Source organism: Lysobacter daejeonensis GH1-9, from assembly GCF_000768355.1.
Lineage (GTDB): Bacteria > Pseudomonadota > Gammaproteobacteria > Xanthomonadales > Xanthomonadaceae > Aerolutibacter > Aerolutibacter daejeonensis.
Genome location: NZ_AVPU01000009.1, coordinates 82814 through 104442, shown reverse-complemented (window position 1 = coordinate 104442; position 21629 = coordinate 82814). Strand labels below are relative to the sequence as shown.

At 67.7% G+C, this 21629-nt stretch carries 14 protein-coding genes and 1 tRNA gene; 3 read left to right on the top strand and 12 right to left on the bottom strand.

The genetic code is table 11. From position 1 onward, the window contains the following. Positions 1-6: 6 nt before the first annotated feature. The gene (locus N800_RS07205) at positions 7-2931 is read left to right on the top strand and encodes an EAL domain-containing protein (RefSeq protein WP_232227564.1); all 2925 of its coding nucleotides are present in this window, start codon (positions 7-9) and stop codon (positions 2929-2931) included. Here the strand turns inward: N800_RS07205 and N800_RS07200 are convergent. The 3 genes from N800_RS07200 to xseA form a co-directional block, all read right to left on the bottom strand. Then, entirely contained in the window at positions 2921-4591 is a 1671-nt protein-coding gene (locus tag N800_RS07200) for a vWA domain-containing protein (RefSeq protein WP_198032492.1), read from the bottom strand. The two genes, N800_RS07205 and N800_RS07200, sit on opposite strands and share 11 nt — an antisense overlap. A 69-nt stretch (positions 4592-4660) precedes the next feature. Beyond that, positions 4661-6091, bottom strand: coding sequence for an aldehyde dehydrogenase family protein (locus tag N800_RS07195; RefSeq protein WP_036136466.1), 1431 nt, complete (start codon positions 6089-6091; stop codon positions 4661-4663). A 102-nt stretch (positions 6092-6193) separates the two neighbouring features. Beyond that, positions 6194-7537 (bottom strand): exodeoxyribonuclease VII large subunit, encoded by a 1344-nt coding sequence (gene xseA, locus N800_RS07190; protein WP_036136464.1) that lies wholly within the window; start codon positions 7535-7537, stop codon positions 6194-6196. A gap of 117 nt (positions 7538-7654) precedes the next feature. On the opposite strand from xseA, the gene ispG reads away from it, so the two are divergent. Next, the gene (ispG, locus tag N800_RS07185) at positions 7655-8917 is read left to right on the top strand and encodes a flavodoxin-dependent (E)-4-hydroxy-3-methylbut-2-enyl-diphosphate synthase (protein ID WP_052107995.1); all 1263 of its coding nucleotides are present in this window, start codon (positions 7655-7657) and stop codon (positions 8915-8917) included. 141 nt (positions 8918-9058) lie between these two features. Continuing rightward, positions 9059-9676, top strand: a complete 618-nt coding sequence (locus N800_RS07180) for a phosphatase PAP2 family protein (protein WP_052107994.1) — start codon at positions 9059-9061, stop codon at positions 9674-9676. Between the two features lie 34 nt (positions 9677-9710). Here N800_RS07180 and N800_RS07175 read toward each other — a convergent pair whose 3' ends face one another. The 9 genes from N800_RS07175 to N800_RS07135 form a co-directional block, all read right to left on the bottom strand. Then, positions 9711-10598, bottom strand: a complete 888-nt coding sequence (locus tag N800_RS07175) for a DMT family transporter (RefSeq protein WP_036136525.1) — start codon at positions 10596-10598, stop codon at positions 9711-9713. A gap of 20 nt (positions 10599-10618) precedes the next feature. Further along, positions 10619-11656 carry a UDP-N-acetylmuramate dehydrogenase gene (murB, locus tag N800_RS07170; RefSeq protein WP_036136459.1) on the bottom strand — a complete coding sequence of 346 codons (1038 nt, stop codon included), beginning with the start codon at positions 11654-11656 and terminating at the stop codon, positions 10619-10621. 9 nt (positions 11657-11665) lie between these two features. Then, on the bottom strand, positions 11666-12724 hold the full coding sequence (locus N800_RS07165) for a quinone-dependent dihydroorotate dehydrogenase (RefSeq protein ID WP_036136457.1): 1059 nt from the start codon (positions 12722-12724) through the stop codon (positions 11666-11668). A gap of 3 nt (positions 12725-12727) precedes the next feature. Next, complete coding sequence (amaB, locus tag N800_RS07160) at positions 12728-14260, bottom strand: L-piperidine-6-carboxylate dehydrogenase (RefSeq protein WP_036136455.1); 1533 nt, start codon at positions 14258-14260, stop codon at positions 12728-12730. A 52-nt stretch (positions 14261-14312) separates the two neighbouring features. Then, positions 14313-14389, bottom strand: a tRNA-Arg gene (locus N800_RS07155). Between the two features lie 180 nt (positions 14390-14569). After that, positions 14570-15373: an N-acetylmuramoyl-L-alanine amidase gene (locus N800_RS07150; RefSeq protein ID WP_052107993.1), complete on the bottom strand. Its 804-nt coding sequence runs from the start codon at positions 15371-15373 to the stop codon at positions 14570-14572. Next, positions 15370-16971 (bottom strand): serine hydrolase, encoded by a 1602-nt coding sequence (locus N800_RS07145; RefSeq protein WP_084087322.1) that lies wholly within the window; start codon positions 16969-16971, stop codon positions 15370-15372. Before N800_RS07145 ends, N800_RS07150 begins: the two co-directional genes overlap by 4 nt. A 127-nt stretch (positions 16972-17098) precedes the next feature. Then, entirely contained in the window at positions 17099-19987 is a 2889-nt protein-coding gene (locus tag N800_RS07140; protein ID WP_036136452.1) for a TonB-dependent receptor, read from the bottom strand. Between the two features lie 346 nt (positions 19988-20333). Then, entirely contained in the window at positions 20334-21599 is a 1266-nt protein-coding gene (locus N800_RS07135) for a dicarboxylate/amino acid:cation symporter (protein WP_036136449.1), read from the bottom strand. Positions 21600-21629: the final 30 nt, after the last annotated feature.

Genomic DNA, 21629 nt, shown 5'->3' with positions numbered 1-21629 from the left:
ACAATGATGAAAGTCCACACAAGCGAGGACATGGCGCCGCCGGCGGACGTGCAGTCGTTGGCCGACCGTTTGCAGCGGGCGTTGCTGCCCGGAGCGGGGCTGGCCATGGCATGGCGCGCCTCGGGCAACGGCGACAGCGGCCTCTCGGTGCTGGACGCGTCCGAGTCGGCCATTGCACTCGCCCGGCAATTGTTGGACGCCGGACAGACCATCCCCGAGTCCAACGGGCGGCTGTCCACCGCGTGGGCGTTGTCGGACGGCACGCGCGTGGCCGTGGTGGGCGAACCTGCAGCGCCGGTCCCCGACGACGTGCGCCGGGATTGGCCGCGGCTGGTCCGCGATCTGGCCACCGCGTGGCTGGAACTGCGCCGCGCCGAGGCGCGCATGGTGGCGCTGCAGAAGTCCGAGCAACTGCAGCAGGCGCTGTACGAGATCGGTGACCTTGCCGGCTCGGACCTGGACATGGCCGACATGCTTCGCCGCATCCACGCCATCGTCGGGGGGCTGATGTATGCGGAGAACTTCTACATCGTGCTGTACGACGATGTGCGCGACCGCATGCGGTTCCTGTATTTCGCCGACGAGCGCGATCCGTTCGTCGCCGATCCGGGCGTCGAGTTTGGCCCCGACGACATGCCAGACAGCCTGACCTTGGCCTTGCTGCGCCATGGCGAGCCACTGCAGGGCACGACCGACGACATCCGCCAACAACTAGGTATTGGTGCTCTGACGCAGACTGGGGAGAGCGCCCAGCCACCGGCAGCAGGTCCCGAGAGCGAAGACTGGCTGGGCGTGCCCATGCGGCGCGACGATCGCGTGTGCGGTGCGGTGGTGGTGCAGAGTTACGACCGCCCCAACTTGTTTGGCGAGGAGGAGCGGGCGCTGCTGTCGTTCGTGGCCCAGCATATCCTCACCGCGTTGGATCGCCACCGCGCCCGCGAGGAACTGGAACGGCGCGTGGAGGAGCGCACGCGCGCATTGCAACTGAGCAACCGCGACCTGCAGGCCGAGATCGTGGAGCGCCAGCGCGCCGAAAGGCTGCAGCGGGCGTTGTTCCGCATCGCCGAACTGTCGATCACCGCCGAGAGCCTGGAACGCTTCTACGCCCATGTGCATGACGTGGTCGGCGAGCTTCTGTATGCGCGCAACTTCTACATCGCGCTGCTGTCCGACGACGGGAGCTCGCTGGAGTTTCCCTATTCGATCGACGAGCGGGACATGGCGCGCGCCACGCGCAAGCTGTCCTCGGGTTTGACCGAGTACGTGCTCGCGCAGGGCCGGCCCCTGCTCGCCGACAGGGCGCGGATCGAGGCACTCGAAGCGCAGGGGCTGGCGCGCAGCATGGGCGCGCTCGCGTATTGCTGGCTGGGCGTCCCGTTGTACCGCGAGGACACCGTGGTCGGCGTCATCGCGGTGCAGAGCTATTCGCCCGCGATCATGTTCAGCGTGCGCGACCAGGAGCTGCTGACGTTCGTCGCGCACCACATCAGCATCGCGCTGGCACGCAAGCAGGCGCAGGACCGATTGGTGTCCGCCCACGCCGAGTTGGAGCAGCGCGTGGAAGCACGCACCCGGGAACTGGCCGCGACCAACGCCGAGCTGCTGCAACAGATCGGCGAGCGCTTGCGCGCGGAGCAGCAGCTGACCCATCAGGCGCGCCACGACGCCTTGACCGGCTTGCCCAACCGCAACCAACTGCTCGATCGCCTCGCGGCGGCGATTGCCAATGCACGGCAGGATCCTTCACGCCTGTTTGCCGTGCTGTTCCTGGACCTGGACCGGTTCAAGCTGGTGAACGACAGCGTGGGTCACTCGGCCGGCGACGAACTGCTGGTGGAGGCGGGCCGGCGCATCGTGTCGATGGTGCGGACAGGTGACACGGTGGCGCGGTTGGGTGGCGACGAGTTCGCGATCCTGATCGAAGGCCTTGAGGGCCAGCATGTCGCCGAGGAGCTGGCGCGCCGCATCCTGGGCGCGTTGGGCCAACCCTGCTGGATCGCAGGGCGCGAGGTGTTCCCGTCGGCCAGCCTGGGCATCGCACTCTGGCACCCGCGCTATCGCAATGGCGTCGAGCTGCTGCGCGATGCCGACGCGGCGATGTATAGGGCCAAGGCCGCCGGTCGCGACCGGCTGGCGGTGTTCGACGAGGACATGCGCGAAGAGGCGGTCAAGATCCTCGACCTCGAGGCTGACCTGCGCCGGGCGATCAATGGCGATGGCTTCGTTGCGTATTACCAGCCCATCGTGCAGTTGGGCGACGGGCTGATCGTGGGGCACGAGGCGCTGCTGCGCTGGCGCCATGAACGGCGCGGCCTGCTGATTCCGCCCGATTTCATCGGGCTGGGTGAGGACAGTGGATTGATCGAGGCCGTTGACTGGGTGATGTACGACCAGGTGGCGGCGCGCCTTGCCCAGGGCGTGAAAGGGTATGTGTCGATCAATGTATCGCCACGGCACTTCCGGTCACCGGAGTTCGCCGACCGGCTGCTGCGCCTGCTGGCCACGCATCGCGCCAACCCCGCGCAGTTGCGCCTGGAAATCACCGAAGTGGCGCTGCTCGACGATGTGCCGCGCGCCCTGCGGATGCTGCGCACGTTGCGCAGCCACGGGGTGGTGGCCCAACTGGATGACTTCGGGACCGGCTACTCGGCGCTGTCGTACCTGCATCGCTTCCCGATCGAGTGCCTGAAGATCGACCAGAGCTTTGTCGCGGGACTGGAGGGCGATACGCGGCCGGAAAGCGAGGCGGTGATTCGCGCCATCCAGGCCCTTGCCGGGACCCTGGGCATCCACACCATCGGCGAGGGCATCGAAACGCCCCTGCAGCGCGAAATCCTGCGCGAACTGGGATGCAGCCACGGCCAGGGATTCCTGTTCGGAATCCCGGCCGAGGCCATGGTTCAGGCCGCAGACGGCGCCCTCATTCACTGACGCCGGGGGTGGCGCCGCCCTCCGAGAGGCCACGTGCGGCCTGGATCAGCCGCACGAGTTCCGCGCGCTGGCCGTCCTTGTCCTCGCCCCGCGCACCGCGGACGGTGGACTCGATTGCGGTCCAGTTCCACCGCTCCAGGTGCGTGCCGCCGCGCAGCGCGTCGGCAAAGCCCGCCACGCCCGCTGCCAGGCGCAGGGCGTTGCTCGGCCGTTGCGCCAACGCGCTCGCGGCGATGGGAGTCTCGATCAGCTGGCTGTCGGCGCCGCCCGGCTGCTTGTAGCGCAGCCGCAGATGCGCCAGTTCGCCGCTGTTGGCGCCGCCGGTGGCAACTGCACCGCCGTAGCGCAACGCCGGGACGCGCTCCACACCGCTGCCAACCGGCGTGATCTCGTACAGCGCCGTGACCTCGTGGCCTGCGCCGATGTCACCCGCGTCCACCTTGTCGTTGGCGAAATCCTCGCGGCGCAACAGGCGGTTTTCGTAGCCGATGAGGCGGTATTCGGCCACGTGCGCGGGATTGAACTCCACCTGCACCTTCACGTCGCGGGCGATGGTGTGCAGCGTGCCGCCCATCTGCTGCACCAGCACGCGCTGGGCCTCCAGCGCGGTGTCGATGTAGGCATGGTTGCCATCGCCCACGTCGGCCAGGCGCTCGGCCATCTCGTCGTTGTAGTTGCCCTTGCCGAAGCCCAGCGTGGACAGTGCGATGCCGTGCTGGCGCTGGTCGGCCACCAGCGTTTCCAGGGCGCGGCGGTCGACCACGCCGACGTTGAAGTCGCCGTCGGTTGCCAGCAGCACGCGGTTCACGCCCCCCGGAATGAAGGCCTGCTTGGCCATGGCGTAGGCCAGTTGGATGCCTTCGCCGCCATTGGTGCTGCCGCCGGCCTGCAGCCGTTCCAGCGCGGCCAGGATTTCGCCCTGGCGATTGCCCGGCGTGGGCGGCAACACCAGTCCGGCCGATCCGGCATACACGACGATGGAGACGCGGTCCTGCGGCCGCAACTGCCGCACCAGCAGCGCGAGCGAGCGCTTGAGCAGGGGTAGCTTGTCGGGTTCATCCATTGAACCCGACGTGTCGATCAACAGCACCAGGTTGGCCGGCGGCAACTTGGCGGCCGGGACTTCATAGCCCTTGATGCCGATCATCAGCAGTTGGCGCTTGGCGTTCCACGGCGCGGGCGCCAACTCGGTGGTTACGCGGAAGGGCGTGTCCGCGCGTGTCGGAGCGGGGTGCCCGTAGTGGAAGTAATTGATGAACTCTTCCGCGCGGACCGCGTCTGCGGGTGGGCGGATGCCGTCGTTGAGCATCCGCCGGACATTGCTGTAGCTGCCGGTATCCACGTCCACCGAGAAGGTGGACACGAGTTGCTCGCTGGCGCGGTGGATGGGGTTGTCCTCGCGCGCTTCGTACTGCTCGGTGTTGGCGATCTCCGCCGACGGCAGGACGCCGACATAAAGGGGCTTCTGCGGAGCAGGCGGGGCGGCTGGGGGCGCCATCATCATGGCTTCCGCGTGCTTCACCCGGCTGCCGGTGACGACAACGGCGGCAGCAGCATCGGCGGCGGCCGCTGCTTCGGCCTCGGCGGGGCGCATGGCTGCCCGGTGGCAGCCCACCAGGGCCGTGCTGGAGATCAAGGCAAACAGCAGGGTGCGTTGCATGAGGCTCGTCCTTGGGGTTGGGTGATCCTTCCAACGCATGACCCCGGCGAATGGGGTTGATGGATTCGATCAGCCCGTGCGGATGACCAACAGCCTCGGCTCGGTCATGTCCTCGATGGCACAGCGAACGCCTTCGCGGCCCACGCCAGAGTCCTTGATCCCGCCATAGGGCATGTTGTCGACGCGGAAGCTGGGCACGTCCCCCACCACCACGCCGCCCACCTCCAGCCGGTCCCAGGCCTGCATCGCATGGGCGATGCGACCGGTGAACACCCCCGCCTGCAGGCCGAAGCGGCTGTCGTTGACCCGGGCGATGGCATCGTCGAAATGCTCGAACGGTTCGATGAAGGCGACCGGCCCGAACGCCTCCTCGCGGTACAGCGTGCAATCGCGGGGTACGCGTTCCAGCAGCGTCGCGGGCAGCAGGTTGCCTTCGCGCTTGCCGCCGGCCAGCCGCTTGGCACCGCCGTCGCGCGCTTCCGCGATCCAGGACTCCACGCGCTTGGCCGCGGCCTCGTCGATCATCGGGCCAATGAATGTGTGCTCGTCGCGCGGGTTGCCCATCGGCAGCTTCGCCACCGCGGCTTTCAGCTTGCGGCGCAGTTTGTCATGGACCGCCGCATGGGCGTAGATGCGCTGCACGCTGATGCAGCTCTGGCCGCTCTGGTAATAGGCGCCGAACACCAGCCGCTGCACGACGTGGTCCAGGCTGGCGCCGGGTTCATCATCGATGATGCAGGCGGCATTGCCGCCCAGCTCCAGTGTCACCTTCTTGCGCCCGGCGCGTGCCTTGAGGTCCCAGCCGACCAGGCCACCGGTGAAGCTGAGCAGTGCGATCCGTTCGTCCTCCACCAACAGTCCGGCGTCCTGGTTGGAGCACGGCATGACCGAGAACGCACCTTTGGGCAGGTCGGTTTCGGCCAGCACTTCGCCAATGATCAGCGCGCCCACCGGCGTCTTGTCCGAGGGCTTGAGCACGAATGGGCAGCCGGCGGCGATGGCCGGTGCAACCTTGTGTGCCACCAGGTTGAGCGGGAAATTGAACGGGGTGATGAAGCTGCACGCGCCCACCGGCACGCGGCGGGTCATGCCCCGGTAGCCACGGGTGCGCGGCGATAGCTGCAGCTCCAATACCTCGCCGCCGATGCGGGTGGCTTCGCCCGCGGCGATGCGGAAGGTGTCGATGAGGCGGGTGACCTCGCCGCGCGCATCCTTGATCGGCTTGCCGGCCTCGATGCAGAGCGCTTGCGCCAACTCTTCGGCGCGCTCGGTGAAACGGCGGACGCAGTGCTCCAGTACGTCGCGGCGGGCGTCCGGCGGGAAGGCGGCCATCGCTTCGCGGGCCTTGTGCGCCGCAACGATCGCCTTGCGCACCGCCGTGGCATCGGCCAGCGCCACGCGGGTGGCCGGCTTGCCGCTGTACTTGTCCATGACCTCAAGGTTGGCGTTGGCCTCAACCGGGCGGTTGGCGAGGTAGTAGGGGTAGCGCTTCTTCAGCATGGCGGGGCGCGCGAGAGGGGCCTGCACCGAGGTTAGTACATCGCGCTCGGTAGGAGGGCGTTCCGCGGCGGCTGCGGGCCCTGGCTAGGCCTGCCGGATGTGTCAGTTACGCGGGTCTTCAACCCGGAGTTGGAGCGTGCCATCGGACAGTCGGGCTTCCAGCCTGTCGCCGGGGGCGGCATCGAGGACGCTGCGCACGACATGTCGGTCCGGCCTCTGCAGGATGGCGTAGCCACGCGCCACCGTGGCCAGTGGGCTGACGGCCTCGAGGGAGCGGGCCAGGCCGCGCAAGCGCAGGGCATCGTTGGCCAGTTGCCGCGCCACCGCCGCCTTCGGGCGATGCGACAACAGCGCGAGACGTTCGCGCAGGCGCTGGATCCGGCGCTGCGGGTGCGTGGCGCGCAACACGGTCTCCGCGTGGCGCAGGCGGGCCTGCTCACCCGCCAGACGCTGCCGCCATGCCAGCAGCATCCGGCGCAGGGCGTCCTGCTGGCGGCGGCGCAGGGCTTCCAGGCGCGCCTGGGGGCGCTGGGCGTTGAGCCGCAAGGCGGCGCGGTCGGCGCGTTGCATGGCCTGCCGCACGCGCTGCAGTGACTGGCGCTGCAGGCGTGTGTGCAGTGCAGCCGTACGGCGCGCCAGGTCGTCGCGGTCGGGCACCAGCAGTTCGGCGGCGGCGGAGGGCGTGGGCGCACGCAGGTCCGCGGCGAACTCCACCAGGCTGAAATCGGTTTCGTGGCCGATGGCGGCGACCACCGGAACCGGGGACGCGGCCACGGCACGGGTAAGTTGCTCGTCATTGAAGGCCCACAGGTCTTCCAGCGAGCCGCCACCCCGGGTCAGCAGCAGTACGTCATATCGGCCGCAGGCTGCGGCGCGCTGGAACATGGCCCGGATCTGCGGCGGGGCGCCTTCGCCCTGCACCGGCACCGGCAGTACATCCACCTCCGCCAGGGGGAAGCGCCGGCCGAGCACACTCAACACGTCGCGCACGGCCGCGCCACTGGGCGAGGTGATCACGCCGATGCGCGACGGGTAGGCGGGCAGGGCACGCTTGCGGCTGGCATCGAACAGCCCTTCGGCCTGCAGCCGGGCACGCAATTCCTCGTAGGCGCGGCGCAGAGCGCCTTCGCCAGCCTCTTCCATGTGGTCCAGCACCAGTTGGTAGTCGCCGCGGGCTTCGTACAGGGTGAGCCGACCGCGGGCGAGCACCTTCAGGCCTTCGCGGGGCGTGAATTTCAGCCAGCTGCTCTTGGGGCGGAACATCGCGCAGCGGACCTGCGCGCGGGCGTCCTTGAGGGTGAAGTAGAGGTGCCCCGAGCTGGGCCGTGACAGATTGCCCAGCTCCCCTTCCACCCAGACCAGCGGGAAGGCGCCTTCCAGCAGGTCGCGCGCCAGCGTGTTGAGCTGGCTGGGGGTCAGGACGTCGGGGGTGTCGTCGCGGGACATCGGCGCTTCGGGCGGACGGCAGCACACCCTACCGCACGTGGCACGCGGGGTCACGCATCGACCGGCAGGCCGAGAGCCGCAGGGAGGGCTGGCAGGTCGGAGCGTTACAATACCCGGATGAACTCCGAAGCCCCCAAGCCCTGCGCTGTTCCCGCCTTTGGTCCGATGCCGCGCCGCCACACCCGCTCCGTCGTCATCGGTGGCGTGAGCGTGGGCGGCAGCGCGCCGGTGGTGGTGCAGTCGATGACCAACACCGACACCGCGGACGTCGCCTCCACCACGAAACAGGTGGCGGAACTGTGGCGCGCGGGCTCGGAGCTGGTGCGGGTCACGGTCAATACGGTTGAAGCCGCGGCCGCCGTGCCGCGCATCGTCGACAAGCTGGCGATGATGGGCATCTCGGTGCCGATCATTGGCGACTTCCACTACAACGGCCATCAGCTGCTCACTGCCGAACCGGCCTGCGCCGAGGCACTGGCCAAGTACCGCATCAACCCGGGCAACGTCGGCTTCGGCAAGAAGAAGGACAGCCAGTTCGCCACCCTCATCGAACTGGCGATCAAGCACGGCAAGCCTGTGCGCATTGGCGCCAACTGGGGTTCTCTGGACCAGGCGCTGGCCGCGCAGCTGATGGACGAGAACCACAAGCTGGCCCAGCCGAAGGACGCCGCGGAAGTGCTGCGCGAGGCGCTGATCCGCTCCGCGCTGGATTCGGCCGCGCGCGCCGTGGAGATCGGCTTGCCGGCCGACCGCATCGTGCTCAGCACCAAGGTGTCGGGCGTGCAGGAACTGATCGCGGTTTATCGCGAGCTTGCCCGTCGCGGCGACTACGCGTTGCACCTGGGCCTGACCGAGGCCGGTATTGGCAGCAAGGGCATCGTTGCCTCCAGCGCGGCGTTGGGCGTGCTGCTGCAGGAAGGCATCGGCGACACCATCCGCATCTCGCTCACGCCTGAGCCGGGCCAGGCGCGCAGCAACGAAGTGATCGTCGCGCAGGAACTGCTGCAGACCATGGGCCTGCGCGCGTTCACCCCGATGGTCACCGCCTGCCCGGGCTGCGGACGCACCACCAGTACCTTCTTCCAGGAGTTGGCGCAGAAGGTGCAGGAGCATGTGCGAGCGAAGATGCCGGAGTGGAAGGTGACCCATCCGGGCGCGGAGAACCTGACGCTGGCCGTGATGGGGTGCGTGGTCAACGGTCCCGGCGAATCGCGCCACGCCAACATCGGCATTTCGCTGCCCGGCACGGGCGAAGCGCCTTCGGCGCCGGTGTTCGAGGACGGGGAGAAGACCGTGACCCTGCGCGGCGAAGGTATTGCCGATGAGTTCGTGGCGATCATCGACCGTTACGTTGAACGACGGTATGGGGCGCGCGCCTGACCCAGGCGCTGGCAAGGGTGCCTTGGACTAGATCATTCCGCGTGTGACCGCCGGGGCGGCGGCGACTCCGCAAGATGACAGGAGACCGCATTGCATTCGTCGAATCCCACTCGTCGGCGACGTCGCGTCCTGCTGGCGGTCATGGGGCTGCTGGTTCCGCTTTGCATCTTCGCAGCGCTGGCGCTCTGGGGGATTCGAGGTGAGCCGCTTCGCTTTGATGTGGCGGCCATGCACGTGTTGCGTGCCTGGGCCGAGCCGCATAGGGACGCCGCGATCCTGTGGATGAGCCATCTCGGCTACAGCCATGGTGTCGTGCCGTTCGACCTGCTTCTCGTGATCGCACTGCTGCTACGGCGACGTTGGCGCGAAGGGGCATTTGCCCTGGTGGCACTGGGTGGGTCGCTTTGGCTCAACGGACAGTTGAAGGCACTGTTTGGCCGGCCCCGGCCGGACCTCTGGGAGCCGCTGTGGCGCTATTCGGGCTACAGCTTTCCGAGCGGGCATGCGGCGGCCACCGCGTCGCTGACCCTGGTGCTGGCGCTGCTGGCGTGGCGCACGCGCTGGCGCGTGCCGGTACTGGTGCTCATGGTGCCTTTCACGCTGCTGGTGGGCGTATCACGACCCTACATGGGCGTGCACTATCCATCCGATGTGCTGGCCGGATGGGCATTCGGCTGTGCGTGGGCTGTCTCGTGCTATCTCGTGGCATTCCATCGGCACGATCCTTGGCACGGATGGACGGCTGGGCGCTTCAGCTAACTCCCGTGGTTGGCAGCGCTCCAAGGGAGAGCGATCACTCGCCCGGTTTGGCCGCCTGCACGGGACCAGTGGTCGCCGCGCGTCGCGCCAGTTGCGCCTCGCGATGGGCGATGTAGGCATTGGCGGTGAAGATGATGCCCGCGCCAATGGCGGTCCAGCGATCGACCTGTTCGTCGAACAGCAGGTAGCCCAATGTGGCGACAATGGGCAATTGCATGAAACTGATCGGTGTAAGCGCCGATACGTCACCCAGTTTCAGCGCTCGCGTCCAGAGCATGTGTCCGCTGGTGCCGAGTACGCCGGCTGCCGCCACCCACAGCCAGGTGATGCCACGTGGCCATTCCCACACAAACAACGCGGGCCCGAGTGACATCGGCACCCAGAGCAGCGTGGTCCAGAGAACGATCCGGTCCGCGGGCTCCGTGTGGGAGAGCTGCTTGATCTGAATCGAGACCAGGCCACTGAGGACCGCCGCCGACAAGGCAATCAAGGTACCGGTGCTGAAGTTGGTACTGCCGGGGCGAACGATGACCAGCACGCCAACGAATCCAAGCACCACGGCGGCCCAGCGCCGCGCGCGCACCTGCTCGCCCAGCATCAGCACGGCGGCGATGGTCACGAACAAGGGGGTGGAGTAGGACAGAGACACCGCCTGCGCCAGCGGGAGGTGGCCGATGGCCCAGAAGCCGCAGAACATGGACAACACGCCGACGGCGCAGCGCACCACGTAGCGGGGGAGTTGCGTGGTGCGCAGCAGGTCCGGCCCATGGCGCAACAGCAGCGGGAGGGCCGCGATCACGCCGAAGAAATTACGGAAGAACGCGATCTCGAATGTGTGCAGGGTCTGCGATGCGAGCCGGATAGCGACGGCCATCAACCCGAAGAACACCGTGCTGCCCATCATCAGCAGCGCGGCGCGCAGGTGCGGGTTGGTGGGGCCCTTCACCACGTCGCGCCGATCACCCTTGGCTCGGGTTCGATGGCCACGCCGAACCGCTCATGCACCGACGCCGCGATTCGTCGTGCCAGGTCCAGCAGCTGTGCGCCGGTGGCCTGGCCATGGTTGACGAGCACCAGTGCATGCGAAGCCGCGACGCCCGCATCGCCGTCTCGATAGCCCTTCCAGCCGCACTGGTCGATCAGCCACGCGGCGGAAAGCTTGCGCGTGTCATCGCTGCCGCCGCGGAACATCGGCAGGCTGTCATGCCCGGCTTTCAGAGCCTCGGCCTGGGCCGCCGGCACGATGGGGTTCTTGAAGAAGCTGCCCGCGTTGCCCAATACCGCGGGGTCCGGCAGCTTGCGGCGGCGGATGGCGATCACCGCTTCCGCCACATCCGTGGGCGTGGGCTGCGCGATGCCCATCGTCGCCAATTCCTCGGCGATGCCCGCGTAATCCAGCCTTAATACCGGCTGGCGGGGCAGGGCGAACTCCACGGATGTGACCAGGTAGCGGTCCGGTGCGTGCTTGAACAGGCTGTCGCGATAAGCGAACCGGCACGCGGCGGCATCGAGGCGATGCACTTCACCCGTGGCCGGCTCGAACGCCTCCACCGCATGCACGAACTCGCGCACCTCGACCCCGTAGGCGCCGATGTTCTGGATCGGGGCCGCGCCCACGGTGCCCGGGATCAGGGCCAGGTTCTCGAGCCCACACAACCCCATCGACAGGGTGTGCATGACAAAGTTGTGCCACTGCACGCCGGCGTCGGCGCGGACGATGGCCGTATCGCCATCCTCCAGCACTGTCACATGCTGGCCCGTCAGCGCCAGCACGGCGCCGTCCGGATCGCCGGCAAACAGCAGGTTGCTGCCACCGCCCAGTACCAGCGCCAAGCCGGCAGCCAACTCGGGGCGTTGCAGTACCTCGGGTAGCCGTGCGGCGTCGGCCACTTCCACCAGCCACGGCGCCGTTGCCTCCACGCCGAAGGTGTTGCGCTCGCGCAGGGAAGCATCGCGGACGATGCGGGAGGTGTCGGTCATGTGCGGACTTTACGCGGCCTTGGGCGGGGCACCACTGGCGGGCGCCTCCTTGCGGCGACGGATCGCGTCGACGCACTCGGCCACCAGCGCCGGGCCGCGGTACACCAACCCGGAATAGCATTGCACCAATGTCGCCCCGGCGGCCATCTTTGTCACCGCATCGGCACCCGACAGGATGCCGCCCACGCCCACCAGCGGGATCGACTCCGGCAGGCGCGTGCGCAGCTTGCGCAGCACCATGGTGGAAGGCCCCAGCAGCGGCTCGCCGGACAGACCGCCCTGTTCGGCGGCTAATGGAGAGTCTTCCACGCCCACGCGCGAGATGGTGGTGTTGGTGGCGATCACGCCATCCACCTCCAGGTCGGCCAGCACCCGCGCCACCGCATCGATGTCGCTGTCGCTCAGGTCCGGCGCCACCTTGACCAGCATCGGCACGCGCTTCGCGTGCTTTGCGGCCAGGCGCTCCTGTTCCTCGCGCAGGATGCTCACCAGCTCGCGCAGCGCCTGCTCTTCCTGCAGTTCACGCAGGCCAGCGGTGTTGGGCGAGGAGATGTTGACCGTCACGTAGTCCGCCAGCGGATACACCCGCGACAGGCAGTACATGTAGTCGCCGGCGGCCGCCTCGTTGGGCGTGTCCTTGTTCTTGCCGATGTTGATGCCCAGCAGCCCGTTGCGGCGCTGTGCCTTCTCCACGTTGCGCACCAGCGCGTCCACGCCGCCGTTGTTGAAGCCCAGGCGGTTGATCACCGCGCGATGCTCCGGGATGCGGAACATGCGCGGCTTGGGATTGCCCGGCTGCGCGCGTGGCGTGACCGTGCCGATCTCGACGAAACCGAAGCCCAGTGCCAGCAGCGCGTCGATGTGCTCGCCATTCTTGTCCAGCCCGGCGGCGAGGCCGACCGGGTTGGGGAATGTCAGGCCGAACGCCTTGGTCGGCAGCGGATCGGGCCTGCGCGCCACCAGCGGGTTGAGCCCGGTGCGGTAGGCCAAGTCCAGCGCCTTGAGACCGAGACCGTGCGCGGTCTCGGCGTCATGGCGGAACAGGAAGGGGCGCGCGAGTCCGTACATCGCTTACAGGTCGAACTTGATGCCCTGGGCCAGCGGCAGTGCGTCGGAGTAGTTGATGGTGTTGGTCTGGCGGCGCATATAAGCCTTCCACGCATCGGAGCCCGACTCGCGGCCACCGCCGGTTTCCTTCTCGCCACCGAAGGCACCACCGATTTCCGCGCCGCTGGTGCCGATGTTGACGTTGGCGATGCCGCAGTCGCTGCCGGAGGCGGCCAGGAAGGCTTCGGCAGCCTTGAGGTTGGTGGTGAAGATCGACGACGACAAGCCCTGCGGCACGGCGTTCTGCAGTTCGATGGCTTCGTCCAGCGTGCTGTACTTCATCACGTACAGGATCGGCGCGAAGGTCTCGTGCTGCACGATCTCGGCGTCATTGGTCAGCCCCGTGACGATCGTCGGCAGCACGAAGTTGCCCTTGCCCTCGATCGCGGCGCCGCCGGTTTCGATCTTTCCGCCAGCGGCCTTGGCCTTCTCCACGGCATCCAGGTAGGCGTTCACGCCGTCGCGGCTGTTGAGCGGGCCCATCAGGTTGGTCGGGTCGGTCGGGTCGCCGATCTTCTTCTCGACCTGCTTGTAGGCGGTAACCAGCTTGCCCAGCACGTCGTCATAGATCGACTCGTGCACGAACAGTCGGCGGGTGGTGGTGCAACGCTGGCCGGCGGTGCCCACGGCGCCGAACACGATGGCCGGGATCGCCAGCTTCAGGTCGGCGGTCGGGTCGACGATGATCGCGTTGTTGCCGCCCAGCTCCAGCAGCGAACGGCCCATGCGGCGCGCCACGCGCTCGCCGACCATGCGACCGACCTTGGTGCTGCCGGTGAAGCTGACCAGCGGCACGCGCTTGTCGTCCACGAACTGCTGCGCCAGGTCGCTGCCCGCGTCATTGAACAGGAAGAAGATGTCCGGGAAGCCACCGGCCTTCAGCGCCTCGTTGCAGATCTTCATCGAGGCGATCGCCGACAGCGGGGTCTTGGGCGAGGGCTTCCACACGGTGATGTCACCGCAGATCGCGGCGATGAACGAGTTCCACGCCCACACCGCCACCGGGAAGTTGAACGCCGAGATCACGCCGACGATGCCGATCGGGTGCCACTGCTCGTACATGCGGTGGCCCGGGCGCTCGGAGTGCATGGTCAGGCCGTACAGCTGGCGCGACAGGCCGACGGCGAACTCGCCGATGTCGATCATCTCCTGCACTTCGCCGTCGCCTTCCGGCTTGGACTTGCCCATCTCCAGCGCGACCAGCGAGCCCAGCGCGTCCTTGTGCTTGCGCAGCGCGTCGGCGCACAGGCGGATGGCCTCGCCACGGCGCGGGGCCGGGGTGGTGCGCCACACCTTGTAGGCGGCCTGGGCGCGCTCGATGATCAGCTCGTAGTCGGCCTGCGACGAGGCCAGCACCTTGCCCAGCACCTCGCCAGTGGTCGGGTTGATCGGCTCCAGGACGCCGGCATCGCTGGTCTTGGACCATTCGCCGTTGCCGAGGAAGGTGCCGGATTCGGTGGCACCAAGGCCAAGTGCGGCGAGGACGGGGTGGGTCATTGCAGGCTCCATGCGTCGTGGCGCCGCCAGGATAGGCGGGCGCGGAGGGTGATGGCGGCCCCGACACGATTCGAACGTGCGACCTGTCCCTTAGGAGGGGACCGCTCTATCCAGCTGAGCTACGGGGCCAAACGGTTATTTTCGCATGAACCCGACGCCGGCCGGAAATTCCCGCGGGCGGGGCCGCGGCATCGAAGTGGCAATCCGCCCGACTCCCTTGATGGGGTGGGGCCTGTGGACCCCGCGGTACGGTCGCCGGGACTGGCGGCCGGGTGTCCCGCCAGGGGCTTGGCGTCACTCGAACAGGTGTCAGGGCGCGTCCCCTTCGTCCGGATGGGGGGCGGTGGGAGTCCCCAGGGGGGCCGTCAGCGCGTACAGGACGTGCAGATCCTCCGCATCCAGCTCCGTGCCCTCGCGGCCGCGGAAACGATGGTGGAAGGCGCGCACGGCCGCGGCAGGGTCGTCCAGCGAGTAGCCGATCGCGCGCAGTGCCAGCCACGGGTCGAAGCCGGGCGGCGGGGGCGGCGCGCTTTCCGCTGGCCAGACGCCGAATCCCGCCTCGGCCAGCCGCTTCCAGGGAAACAGGGGGCCGGGGTCGACTTTGCGGGTCGGGGCCACGTCGGAATGGCCGACGATCTGCGTGCGCGGGATGCGCAGCCGCTGGCACAGGTCCTCCAGCAGCACCAGCAGGCTGTCGATCTGGGCGTCGGGGAAGGGGCTGTGGCCGTCATTGTCCAGCTCGATGCCGATCGAGGCGGAGTTGATGTCGGTGATCGTGCCCCAGCGACCGGCGCCACCGTGCCAGGCGCGGCGTGTGTCGCTGACCAGTTGGAAGCGCTCGCCATTGCGGCCGATCAGGTAGTGCGCGCTGACGGGGCCGGTCCGGTTGCGGGTGCGCAGCGTGGCCAGGCTCTGCTGTACCGAATCCTGATCGGTGAAGTGCAGGACCACGAGCACGGGGCGGCGTTCATCCTGGTTCGGCGACGGCACCCACTCGGCCAGCGGATTGCGCGGCGGTGCGTGCGCGCAGGCGGCCAGCAGCAGTATCGGCAGCAGCACCGACAGCGGCCGCAGCCGACGAACGAGTGGGAAGCAGAACAGTCGGGGGGTCATGGCGAATCCTCGCAGGGGGCGACCCGGCGGAAGTCCAGATCGGCGTAGTCGTAGCTGAAATCGGCAGTCGGATCGACGTGCGATAGCCTCATCCGGCGATGCTTGTCATCGCCGGCTTCGAATGCCAGCCACGGCTCGGCATCAACGCTGGCGTCGTCCCAGTCGACCAGCCAGCGGTTGCCTACCTCCATCACTCGCCCATCCAGCCGTGGCGATTTGCGCGCGCGGAACCGGAGGTCGCCTTCGTGCGGACACAGTTCGACTTCGCCGAACCATGGATCACGCCACACACCCTGCTGGTCGCGCAGGGCATCTGCGCTCGCGGGGCGACGTGCCGAGGTGTCCGGTGCGCGCGGCGTGGACGCCGGCCGCATGGCGCGATCCTGTTCCAGCAGGGCGGCGTAGTGGCCAACGCCCGGCGTAGCGACGCCCCGCCGGGTGAAGTGCTCGAGCAGCACCTGCTCCAGTACGGTGCGGGCCTGCTCGCCTTCGCCGTTGGTCAGGATGACGAATCCGGTGTCCAGGTCGGGCAACAGCACCAGCGAGGCGTACATGCCCATCAGCGTGCCGGTGTGCGCGACCTTCCACACGCCATCGACGTCGGAGACGCGCCAGCCGTAGCCGTAGCCGTACATCCGGGTACCGTCCCAGTCACGCATTCTCTGGGATATCGGCATCGGCATGTGCAGCGTCCAAAGCACGCGGCGCTGCGTGTCAGACAGCCAGGGGTGTTTGGGGTGGGGCTCATCCAGCCAGGCCTGCATCCACTTGAGCATGTCCCCCAGGCTGCAGCGTATGCCGCCGGCCGCCATTGACGGTGAGTCCGGCACCAACGCGCCGTCCGCGCGCACCACGACGCTCCGTCCGTCCTGCAGCATGTGCGGCTGGGCCACATTGCCCACCGCCTCGCGCGACCAGCTGCCCACCTGGCAGCGGTCCATGCCAAGCGGCTGGAAGACCTCCTCGCGCACCAGTTGTGCATAGGGCTTGCCGGCCGCCGCAGCAGCCACTTCACCGGCCACGACATACAGCAGGTTGTCGTACGCATAGCGTTCGCGGAAACCATGGGTCGGCTTGAGGTGCGCCAGCGCGGCCACGATGTCAGCGCGAGTGAACGCATTGGGTTCGGGCCACAGCATCAGGTCGCCCGCGCCGGCACCCAGTCCGCTGTTGTGGATCAACAGGTCGCGCACCTGGATGTGACGCGTCACCCAAGGGTCGTGCATGCGGAAATCCGGCAGGTACTGGATTACCGGATCGTTCCAGTTCAGGCGACCCGCATCGACCAGCCGCGCCAGCACCGCGGTGGTCATCGCCTTGGTAAGCGAGGCGATCTTGAACACGCTATCCGCATTGACGGCATCGCCCGAGCCGGCCGCGAGTCCGCCGCGCGTCGCGCGGTAGGCGACCTCACCTTCGGCCACGACGCCCACCGCGATGCCGGGCAGCCGATAGCGTTCGACGACGTCGTCGACTGCCCGGTCGATGGTTGCCGCGTCGGGTAGGGCGGAGGCCTCGTGCGGCGCCCCTCGGGCATCTCCAAGCCACGCCAACGCGATCGCCGTAAGCACGGCGAAGCAGTACTGTCCGGGCTTCATCGGGAGCATCCTGGCCCGCCATTGGGTTGCGGCCGCATCGCGCACCTTTTCCAGTCCTGCCAGCGTATGCGGGAGGCCACCCAGGTCGGGCCGGCCTCCCACGCCACCAGCGTGTTCCCCTGGGGGTTCAGAGGAACTTGTACTCCAGCATCAGGGTGTAGGCGCGCCCACGTGGATCGGCAATGCGCGGCTCCCAGGCGGCGCCTGCCGCGTAATCGTTCTGGTGGGCGGTGAACGGCGGGTCCTCGTCGAGCAGGTTCTTCACCCCGAACGTGGCCGTCATGTTGTCGATGCCGCTCCAGCTAACACTGTAGTTGTAGGTGGTGTAGCTGGACACCGTCGAGTCCCACTCCGGCGGAATGTACGTGCCATTGCGCACGCTCACCGGCAACTCGTCGTTGTAGCCGTCGCGGTACACCTGGGTCAGGCTGTGCGACCAGTCACCGCGCCGCCATGCGAACGAAAGCGTGTGTTTCCACTTGATGGGCAGGTTGTAATAGCGCACGTAGTCGCCAACCAGGTTGTCGCTGTAGGGCAGCGTCTCCAGTCCCTTGGTCTTGAAGGTGTCGATGTAGCTGCCGTTGAGGTTGAGGTGCCAGTTGCCGCCGGCCAGCTCGCCCATCAGGTTGCCGTCCAGCTCGATGCCCTGCATCAGGCTGCCGCCGGAGTTGATGTAGCGACGGTCGATGGCGATCACTTCGCCATTGGCATCGCGGATCCAGTTGGCCGAGAACGCGTCGTAGTACTGGATCAGGATGTCGCGCGGTGCCGAGCGGATGGTGTTCTCACGTTCGATTTCCCACCAGTCCAGGCTGAGGTTGAACCAGTCCGTGGGTGCGAACACCACGCCGAAACTCTTCTGCGTGGACTCCTCCGGCGCCAGGTCTTCCTTGCCGCCAAACCACTCGTCCGGGCGGATCGTCTCGCAGCCGGGGATGTTGGCGTTGGCCACGCCGCCCGGGCAGGTGGCCGGGTCCGCCAGGTCCAGGCCGGTGTACTGCGTTTCGGTCACGCCATTGAACAACTGGTTGAACGACGGCACCTTGAAGCCCGTGCTGTAGGCGCCGCGGAATGCCAACGCTTCGATCGGCTGGTACTTGAACGACACCTTGGGATTGGTGGTGCTGCCGAAGCCGTCGTAGCGGTCGTAGCGGCCGGCGAGGGTGACGTCGAGGCTGTCGAACACCGGCAGGAGGAACTCGGCGAACACGGCCTTCACGTCACGGCTGACGTCGTCGAGGATGTTGGATTCGTCGAACGGTGCATTGAAGATCGGCCGCTTGTTCACCCGCGAGTCGCCATCGAACTTGAACTCCTCGCGGCGCAGGTCCACGCCGGCGGCGGCCAGCACTTCACCGCCCGGCAGGGAGAAGCCCAGCCCGCCTGAGAGGGTGGCGTCGATCTGGGTCATGATCGACTCGCCGCCGTACAGCATCACGCCCGTGGCCGAGGCGGCCTGCAGCGCCGCCATGGCTTCCGGCGTCTGGCTCTGCCCCGGCAGCAGGAACGGGTTCAGCAGGCCGCTGCCCAGGATTTGTCGCAGCTCATCGGTGTAGTGGTAGCCGCCGGCCAGCGTCGACTCCGACTTGCTGGAGGCGCGTGAGACGCCCGCGTTGTAGTCCCACTTGCCGAAGGTGCCCTCGAACGCCGCCAGCAGGCGGTAGGAGCGCGTGTTCGTCTCGATCTGGCGTGGGCCGCACGCAATGCAACGCCAACGGTAGGCGATCGGGGCGCCATAGTTGAGGTTGGCCGCACCGAAGTACGCCGCCAGCGCGTCGTAGATCATGTTGTAGGCCGCGCCGGTGCTGGGGTACCAGGTGACCGGACCAAGCGATGTGGCCGCGGACGACGTGCTGGACGAGATCTGGTTCGGCTCGAACGTCTTCTTGACGTCCACCTCCGACCCCATCAGTTCGATGTAGGCCTGGTGGTTGTCGCTGAGCTTGAAAGTGGCACGGCCGATGAAGTCCACGCTGTCCTGCGGCTGCTGGATGATGGCGGCCGCCGGGTAATCCCAGGCGCAGGCGTAGCGCGAGGTCGGCACGTTCCACAACCGGTAGCCATACGGGCCCATCATGTCGCCGCCGCTCTCGCAGCCGGCGGCGCCGGGCAGGTTGAGGATGTTGATGGCGGTCTGGCGGGAGCCGTCCAGCGGGTCGATCTGGCCGCCACGAATGAGGGTGTTGGCTCCCGTTCCCGTCGTGCCCAGGCTGAAGACGGTCGCGAACGGCGTACCGCGGGTGTCGGGCGACAGCCCGCGATCGGGCTGGAAGGTGTTCGAGAAATCGCGATCGGTACCGCGCAGCACCTCGTTCTTCTTGTAGGTGACCGTGCCGAACACGTTCCAGCGGTCGGTGTCGATATCGCCCCAGCCGGCCAACAGGTTGGCGCGGTAGATGTTGCCGCCACCGGCCTCGGTCACGTCGGCGAAGGCCGAGGCCTCGGCACCGGTGTAATCGGTGCGGGTGATGAAGTTGATGACGCCGCCGATGGCGTCGGTGCCGTAGATGGCGGAAGCGCCGTCACGTAGCACTTCCACGCGATCGAGGGCGGCAAACGGAATCGAATTCAGATCGACTGCACGCCCCTTCAGGCCGTGGGTGGCCACGCGGCGGCCGTTGAGCAGCACCAGCGTGGCATCGGCGCCCTGGCCGCGCAGATTGGCGCCGGAGACACCGTTGTTGCCGCGCTGTTCCTCGTTGACGATGCCGCCGTTGCTGGCCAGGTTGTCCGACGAATTGCCGGCGATGTTGAGGTGCATCAGCAACTGTTCGGCCGACGTGATGCCAAGCGCGTCGATCTGTTGCTTCTGGATCGTGGTGATCGGCAGTTGCGTCTCTACATCGGTGCGCTTGATGCGCGAGCCGGTCACGGTGACCTTGTCCAGGTCCGTTGCCTGGCCTGGGCCGGACGCCCCCTGCGCGCTTTGGGCCATGGCAGCGGCGGGCATGCAAAGCGACGCCAGCAACGCCGTGGCGAGGCGGTGGCGTTTGGGAAGCGGGGCTTGAACGGACATGGAACGTTCTCTCCTGGACCGAGGGTGGGACACGGGCAAACGCTGAAGCAGTCAGAAAAATCGCAGCGGCGCGGCCGCCGGTTCCCGGCGTGCGGGGAGCGGGCGCGTGCATCACGCATCGGTGTCGTACTGCCTGACCGGTGCCCCTGACACCCAGCGCCGCGAAGGGGCGGCCGGGCGTGAGAAGAATTCCCCTCCACGCGACCTCTCCCAAGTCGCGTGTCACACTTCAGTCATCACGTGTCTGGCCGATTTAGCACAGGCCATCGACCTTGGTCAATATTTTATTCCTTGCTGTGCTCTTGTTGGAATAAGTATTCGCGCCGCGGAGCGTCGGGAGACGACGTCATTTCTCCTCGGCGCCGGCAACCTCTTCCGGTGCCGCTTGCGGCAATGGGCGTGCCACCACGCTGGTCGCGGTCAGGTCGGCGGTGACGTTGCCGACGGTGGCGAACACGTCGGGAATCGTGTCCAGCGCCAGCAACAGGCCCAGCGGTTCGATCGGCAGGCCCATGGCCTGGGTGACAGGCATGTTGGTGGCCATGAAGCTGACCTGGCCGGGGAGGCCAACCGAACCCATGCTCACCACCACCGCCAGCGCCGCGCCGGTAGCCAGTTGCGCTGCGCTGAGGTCCACGCCGTAGGCCCAGGCGATGAAGATGGCCACGCCCAGGTACTGGATCGGGCTGGTGATGCGGAACAGCGACACGGCCATCGGCAACACCAGCGACACCACGCCGAGCGGGTGACCCAGGCGATTGCGGGCGCTTTCAATCATCGCCGGCAGCGAGGCCAGCGAGGACTGGGTGCTGGCGGCAATGGTCTGCGCGGGCAGGATTGCACTCGCGAATCGTCGCGCCTGTTCGCCGCCGAAGACCACCGCGACCGGGTACAGCATCAAGGTGGCGGCGATATACAGCGAGCACTGCAGGAGGATGTAATAGCCGAACGCGTCGAGCATGTTGCTGCCGACGCGCGCGCATACCGCCAGCACCAGCGCGAACACGCCCAGCGGCGCGACCCATAGCACCCAGCGTACGATCACGATCATCACGTCGGCCACCGTCTGCACCAGTTCGAGCAGCCGTTCGCGGCGCCCAACCTCGATCCGGGTGAGCGCGAAGCCGACGAACAGGGCAAACACGACCAAGGGCAGCATTGCGCTCTGTGCGGCGGCGGCGAGTGCGTTGCTGGGAATGACCGAGGCAAACCAGTCCGACAGCGTAGGCGGCACGCTCAACTGGGCCGAGGCGTCGGTGGCGGCGCGCAGCGACTCGGCCAGCCCCGGCTGGCGCGGCAGCAGCGACAACAACAGCGGCGCGACGATCGCGGCGAAGGCCGCCCCTGCGCCGAGCAGCACCACGAAGGTCACGATGGCGCGGCGGGCGGTACGGCCGGAAGCAGCCGCGTCGCTCGCGGTGTTGACGCCGATCACCACCAACGCCGCGACCAGCGGCACCACGGTCATCTGCAGCGCGTTGAGCCATAGCCGGCCGACCGGCTGGATGAGGTCGGCGGTCCGGGCTGCGACAGCGGGGTCCCACCAGGCCAACAGGAGGCCGATCGCGGCGCCGAGGAAGAGACCGAGAAGTACACGGGAGGTGGTCGACACGGTTGCTCCTGTTTCAGCGAAGGTGGGCCA